A 5,469-nucleotide genomic window follows, 5' to 3' on the forward strand; every position below is an offset into this window, starting at 1 on the left:
AGATATCGCCCAAGCCAAAAGCGTCGTCAATCAGCGGCAAGAAGCATTGAACCTCCTCAAAGCCGGATCTCGTCCCGAAGATATCGCCCAAGCCCGCGCCCAGGTAGTAGCAGCCCAAGGTGCAGTCGCGATCGCGCAACGAAATATTGACGATACTGTGATTCGCGCTCCCTTCGCGGGGATTATCGCCCGTAAATATGCCGATCCTGGTGCATTTGTCACTCCTACCACGGCGGGTAGTGCGGTGACTTCGGCAACATCATCTTCAATTCTGGCTCTAGCATCCACCAATGAAATCGTGGCGCAGGTAGCCGAAGCCAGCATTTCCCAAATCCGCGTTGGGCAAGTGGCAATTATTAAGGTGGATGCTTATTCTGGCAAAACCTTTGAGGGCAAAGTGACACAAGTTGCTACTCAGTCATTGGTACAACAAAATGTGACCAGTTTTGAGGTGAAAGTAGCGGTGACTGACTCCCAACGACTGCTGCATCAGGGGATGAATGTGACGATCGATTTCAACGCTGGCGAATTGAATCAGGTAATGGTCGTACCGACGGCAGCGATCGTTCAACAGACCAAGGCTCAGGGTGTATTTGTGGCAAAAACAGGTGGCGATCCGGTATTTACGCCGATCGTGGTGGGGACGACTGTGAATGATAAAACTGAGGTTAAGTCTGGTTTGACTGGGAACGAACGGGTTTTACTCAGTTTTCCTGCTGGAACCCGCAAAGTCGGTGGGGGTAGTATCCTTACGGGTGGCGGTGGGTCTGGACGTTAGATTGCCGGAAGTTACACGCTCCGAAATTACCATTTATACATCCTTGAATTCATGCGTAAATCTACCCACCCCATCCTACGGGAAACACCCCGATTTGGAGGGGATTTTCCTAACAAATCCAAATCCCTCCTGCGTCCATCTCGTCGTACTAAACGCAAAATCTCGCTGCTAGAAATATTCCTGATGGCGGTGGAAACTCTGTGGAGCAACAAAATTCGGAGCGGATTGACGATGCTGGGGATAATTATTGGAATTTCTTCGGTGATTGCGATTACCTCGATCGGTCAAGGAGTCCAAAAATCCACAGAGCTACAAATTGAGGCACTGGGCACCAACGTCATGCTAGTCTCAGCCGCCGCAGCGAGAACGGGCGGGATCAGTCAGGGAGCTGGTTCTTCGAGTACATTAACCTGGGAAGATGCCCAAGCGATCGCCAAACAAGTCCCCGCAGCTACCGCAGTTTCGGCATTTTTACAACGCGGTAATATTCAGGTGGTGCGGGGTGATGTCAACATTGCTACAACGGCGATCGGCACGGATTTGAACTACCCAGCCGTGAAAAATATTCAGCCGGAAACGGGAGTATTTTTCCGTCAGGCGGATTTGGATACTGCGAAACCAGTTGTCGTTCTTGGTTCCAAGGTGAGAAATGATTTATTTTCCGTGTCGGAAAATCCGATCGGTGCCGATATTCGGATTCGGGGCAATCGCTATAGCGTAGTCGGCGTAATGGAGTCGAAAGGGTCGGTTGGGCCGCAAGATTTGGATGACGTGGTTTATCTACCGCTGACTAATATGTCCGCTCAAATCGTGGGCAATAATGCCCTCACAGGCGTAGCGATTAATGGTTTCTGGTTAGAATCTAGCGATGCTGACGAGTTAGAAGCAGCGCAATTTCAGGTCACAAACGTGCTTCGGCTGCGCCATCATATCGTCCCACCCAAACTGGATGATTTTCGAGTTACTAACCAAGTAGATATTATTAATACCTTTACGAATATTGTCGGGTCGTTTGCCACGATGATTACGGCGATCGCGGGTATTTCCCTAGTCGTGGGTGGGATTGGCATTGCGAATATTATGCTGGTTTCTGTAATGGAACGGACGCGAGAAATCGGTTTACGAAAAGCCGTCGGTGCAACTAGCAGTGCGATCCTCAGTCAATTTTTGATGGAATCGATCGTCATTTCGAGTATCGGCGGGGCGATCGGCATCGCGTTTGGGATCGCCTTTGCTTATGCTGCTGCTACGTTATTTAAATTCCCCTTCATTGTGTCTCTATGGTCGGTGATAGTCGGTTTTGTGCTTTCGCTGATTGTTGGAGTACTAGCGGGTGGTATTCCTGCTCGTAATGCGGCTAAATTAGACCCGATCTTGGCATTACATGGGGATTAATTGACTATGGCAAGCATGATTTCACTCAAAGATATTACAAAAACCTATCATTTAGGCACGATGGACGTGCCAGTCCTCAAGCGGATTAATTTGTCGATCGAGGAGGGTGAATATGTCGCGATTATGGGGGCATCAGGTTCCGGCAAATCGACCCTAATGAATATTATCGGTTGTCTCGATCGACCTACCAGTGGACAGTATTTTCTAGCAGATCAAGATCTAACGACCCTCGATGATGATGAGCTTGCCGATATTCGTAATCAGTATATTGGGTTTGTATTTCAACAGTTCAACCTCTTACCAAAGCTCACATCCCTCTCGAATGTGATGCTACCGATGATTTATGCCGATGTCGATAAGTCGCAACGAATCGAACAAGCGACAGCAGCATTAGTCCAAGTTGGTTTGAGTGACAGGCTTCAGAATAGCCCCAATCAACTTTCAGGCGGACAACAACAGCGTGTCGCGATCGCCCGTGCTTTAGTCAATCATCCCGCCTTAGTCCTCGCCGATGAGCCGACTGGGGCACTGGATTCCACTACTTCTAAAGAGATTATGGATTTGCTGACAAAGTTAAATCAACAAGGTACGACGATCGTAGTTGTCACTCACGATGCCAGTGTCGCAGCTAGAACAAAACGGACGATTCGGATGGTGGATGGAGTAATTGTTGAATCGAAATAACTTTGAATGTTACCCACTGTTATATTACCTGGCTATTTTGAAAGTGCCGATCTCTATCTGCCACTTCAACAGGCTTTAACAAAAATAGGTACAAAGGCAACGACGGTACCACTACGAAAACGAGATTGGCTACCAACACTCGGCGGTCGATCGATGGTGCCGATTTTGCGACAACTCGATCGAACTGTCAATGCAGCTTTAATAGACAATAGTAGCCAGCAAATTAATCTGATCGGACATTCAGCCGGAGGGTGGATTAGTCGAATTTACCTGGGAGAAATACCCTATACAATTTATGGTGATGTCACGGCTAGCACGGTAGGTTTGTGGAATGCTAGAGCTAAAATTGCCACTTTGATTACTTTAGGTACGCCGCAGATTAGTTGTGAAAAGTTGACAAAGAAAAACCTCGATTTTGTTAACGATAATTATCCAGGCGCATTTTATCCAGAGGTAAGCTATATTTGTGTGGCGGGCAAATCGATTTATGGTAAAAAACAGTTCGGGCATTGCTTGGCTTACAGTAGTTATCAAATGATTTGTGGAGCAGGAAATACTTGGGGTGATGGAATTACTCCTGTCACTGCGGCACATTTAGCTGGCGCAACAAATATTACGATCGAGGGGGTTAAACATTCACCAAACACTTCGGGAACTTGGTACGGTTCACTAGAAGTTCGATCTCAATGGGTGGGTTATTTAAGTTGAATATATATCTATCTATTGATTCACTTGATAATTCTAAAAATCACCCATTTGATAGATGATGTTATTTATACCTAAATGATAGGATCTAAAGTAAATAGATAGATAAATACTCTATATGCAAAGTAAGAATTTGATTGTCATTTTACCAATTATCTTGATTAGCCTGCTGGCTCAAGAAGTCAATGCTCAGGTCAAGCAAAATCGATTACGAAATACATTGACAGGTGCAGATACTTGTTTAGATATTCTCGAAGACGGTAAGAATAATAGATTAATCATGGCAAAATGTGCCAATGTCGCTGGACAACGCTGGAGCATGACAGCTAGTGAAAAGAATCCTCAAGCTTATCAATTACAGACTACATTTACAGGCATGGACAAGTGCTTGAATATTATTAATGATGGTGCAAATGATAAATTGACAATGGCTAAATGTGGCAGCTTACCTGGACAACTCTGGAGTATTACACCGAGCAAGACAATTCCTAGTCCCTCTGGCTATTATTTTTTAACTAATAATCTTACAGGTAAAAACAATTGTTTAAATGTACTCAACGATGGTAGAAATAATCGACTAACGATGGCTAAATGTGACAATATTTCGGGACAAAGTTGGAGAATCACCCAAACTCCTTAATAATATACTGCCAATGATTCTAATTGCTCAGAGCATATTTTCCTCACAGGTTCCTCATGTTCTATCGATATTATGAGAGATAATAAATTCTCTTGTTATTCACAAAGATAAAATCTATGAAGTGGCAACAATTAATTCTGACTTTTATAATCACTATTTGCTTAATTTTTGCTGGGAATGCGCTGGCACAGACTGATATTAATATTAACAATACTAACCTCGTTCGCTTTGGTGGCAGTGTGAGTGTTCCAGCAAACCAAACTGTCGAAAATGCTAGTGCTTTTGGTGGGAGTGTGACGATCTCCCCTAATGCTAGAGTTTTGGATACAGCGATCGCATTTGGCGGGGATATTATCCTCAAAGCAGGAGCAAGAGTAGATGGTGATGCTTATTCCTTTGGCGGCAAAATCATTCAGGAACCAGGGGCGATTATTGGTGGCGAGAAGGCGACGTTTAGCGATCGACATGGGATGATGTACGGCTCCTATAGTAGACAAAGCTTCTTCGCTCAGTATTTTTTCAGTGCGATGTTTAGACTTTGTGCCGCTGTTGTCGCTACTATTCTCGGACTGATTATCTTGCAAACCAATCCAACCTTTTTGGCAGAATTGGCGGGAAAACTGCGTCAACAGCCTGGATTAACTGCACTTTGGGGAATTGGGGGAATTTTTGCCATTCTCTTTGGCACTGTGTTTTTGGCAGTTACGCTGATTGGGATTCCGCTGATTCCATTATTGAGTTTGAGCGCGGTTGTCACTTCTTTAGTCGGTTCGCTTGGCGTGGCTTTGTTTGTTGGGCAACGTTTGGATAAAAATGCGATGCAGCTAACATCGCAGCAGTTCTTAATTGGTTTAGCGATCTTGACAGTTTTGGCATTAATTCCGTTTTTGGGTGGAATAGTAGTTTTCCTAATCAATCTATTCGGTTTGGGTGCGATCTTGCTCTGGAAATTTGGTGGCGCACAACCGCAGATGACTGCTTAGACACGCTAGATTTGTTAGATCCAAAGGCTTCTCTTTTGAAGCCTTTGGATCTGTCCACACAAACTATTCTCAAATCATCATAATTACATAGAAAAAATAAAGAAGTTTCGATCGATGAAGTTTCGATCGAGCAATTTATCAGTAATCAAAAATTAAAGTACTAATTAGAAGAGATTGGGTAATGAGATGATAGAACCGACTACTTCAACCGATCGAGATCATCACAACCTTAACGTTGAAAGTCGCGATCGGGATTTGCCAACTATTGCGATGCCAGTAACATC

General features: G+C 44.6%; 6 protein-coding genes. All 6 read left to right on the plus strand.

The genetic code is table 11. The annotated features are described in order from the left end of the window. Positions 1-778, plus strand: a 778-nt coding sequence (locus ACEW9J_RS05585; protein WP_373544149.1) for an efflux RND transporter periplasmic adaptor subunit, incomplete at its 5' end; no start/stop codon positions are given. Positions 779-829: 51 nt separating this feature from the next. Then, the gene (locus tag ACEW9J_RS05590) at positions 830-2,173 is read left to right on the plus strand and encodes an ABC transporter permease (RefSeq protein WP_373544150.1); all 1,344 of its coding nucleotides are present in this window, start codon (positions 830-832) and stop codon (positions 2,171-2,173) included. A gap of 6 nt (positions 2,174-2,179) precedes the next feature. Further along, positions 2,180-2,857 (plus strand): ABC transporter ATP-binding protein, encoded by a 678-nt coding sequence (locus tag ACEW9J_RS05595; RefSeq protein ID WP_373544151.1) that lies wholly within the window; start codon positions 2,180-2,182, stop codon positions 2,855-2,857. Positions 2,858-2,863: 6 nt separating this feature from the next. After that, positions 2,864-3,565, plus strand: a complete 702-nt coding sequence (locus tag ACEW9J_RS05600) for an esterase/lipase family protein (protein WP_373544152.1) — start codon at positions 2,864-2,866, stop codon at positions 3,563-3,565. Positions 3,566-3,680: 115 nt separating this feature from the next. Then, on the plus strand, positions 3,681-4,202 hold the full coding sequence (locus ACEW9J_RS05605; protein ID WP_373544153.1) for an RICIN domain-containing protein: 522 nt from the start codon (positions 3,681-3,683) through the stop codon (positions 4,200-4,202). Between the two features lie 116 nt (positions 4,203-4,318). Beyond that, on the plus strand, positions 4,319-5,185 hold the full coding sequence (locus ACEW9J_RS05610; RefSeq protein WP_373544154.1) for a hypothetical protein: 867 nt from the start codon (positions 4,319-4,321) through the stop codon (positions 5,183-5,185). The last annotated feature ends 284 nt before the right edge of the window (positions 5,186-5,469 follow it).

It is taken from the genome of Chamaesiphon sp. (assembly GCF_041737865.1).
Classification (GTDB): domain Bacteria; phylum Cyanobacteriota; class Cyanobacteriia; order Cyanobacteriales; family Chamaesiphonaceae; genus Chamaesiphon.

Excerpts from the sequence above, each read along its gene's own strand:
- ACEW9J_RS05590 (WP_373544150.1), top strand. The coding sequence starts at position 830 with ATGCGTAAATCTACCCACCCCATCCTACGGGAAACACCCCGATTTGGA.
- ACEW9J_RS05595 (WP_373544151.1), top strand. The coding sequence starts at position 2,180 with ATGGCAAGCATGATTTCACTCAAAGATATTACAAAAACCTATCATTTA.
- ACEW9J_RS05600 (WP_373544152.1), top strand. The coding sequence starts at position 2,864 with ATGTTACCCACTGTTATATTACCTGGCTATTTTGAAAGTGCCGATCTC.
- ACEW9J_RS05605 (WP_373544153.1), top strand. The coding sequence starts at position 3,681 with ATGCAAAGTAAGAATTTGATTGTCATTTTACCAATTATCTTGATTAGC.
- ACEW9J_RS05610 (WP_373544154.1), top strand. The coding sequence starts at position 4,319 with ATGAAGTGGCAACAATTAATTCTGACTTTTATAATCACTATTTGCTTA.